This is a genomic window from Corallococcus sp. CA054B (assembly GCF_003611625.1).
Taxonomy (GTDB): domain Bacteria; phylum Myxococcota; class Myxococcia; order Myxococcales; family Myxococcaceae; genus Corallococcus; species Corallococcus coralloides.
Genome location: NZ_RAVY01000426.1, coordinates 1 through 597, shown reverse-complemented (window position 1 = coordinate 597; position 597 = coordinate 1). Strand labels below are relative to the sequence as shown.

At 69.2% G+C, this 597-nt stretch carries 1 protein-coding gene; it reads left to right on the top strand.

All coding sequences use genetic code 11. The annotated features are described in order from the left end of the window. Window positions 1–106: 106 nt before the first annotated feature. Window positions 107–597: translation initiation factor IF-2 N-terminal domain-containing protein (locus D7V80_RS41160; RefSeq protein ID WP_199738997.1), on the top strand; the 491-nt coding region annotated here is incomplete at its 3' end.

The following is a 597-nucleotide window of genomic DNA, read 5'->3' as shown; positions in this document are numbered from 1 at the left end:
AGAGGTTGCGGGGAGAGGTGGCTGTTAAGCACCACTCGCACACAATTTCGGCTTTGGACTAGGGTGCTCGGCCTCGTCGTCGGCGGAGCAGAAGGCCAATCAAGGTATGTCGAAGAAGCGCGTTCACGAAATCGCCAAGGAGCTCAAGAGCCACGGGATTGAGCTCGACAACAAAGAGGTTGTGACCGAGCTCGCCGGGCTGGGTTACGACGTCAAGAGCCACTCGTCCTCTCTGGACGATGACCAGGCCACCGCCGCGGTCCAGAAGATCCTGGACAAGCGCAAGCCCAAGCAGGCTGCTCCTCCCGTTGCCGCCAAGGGCTTCGTGGTGCGCCGCAAGGTCGGTCCTCCCGCGGGCATGTCCGCCCCGGAGAGCCAGGACGCCTACGCCCAGGCGAACGAGCCCGCCTACGAGTCGGAGCCCGAGCCCCAGGCCGCGGCTCCCATGGAGCCGGAGGCCCCGCAGGCGCCTGTCGCCGTGGAGCCGCCCACCGCCGTGGAGCATGCCCCCGAGGCCCGCGCCCCGGAGGCCCCGGCCGTGACGGCCACGCCTCCGGAGGCGACCGTCGCCTCCATCGCCGCTGCCCCGGAGGCGCC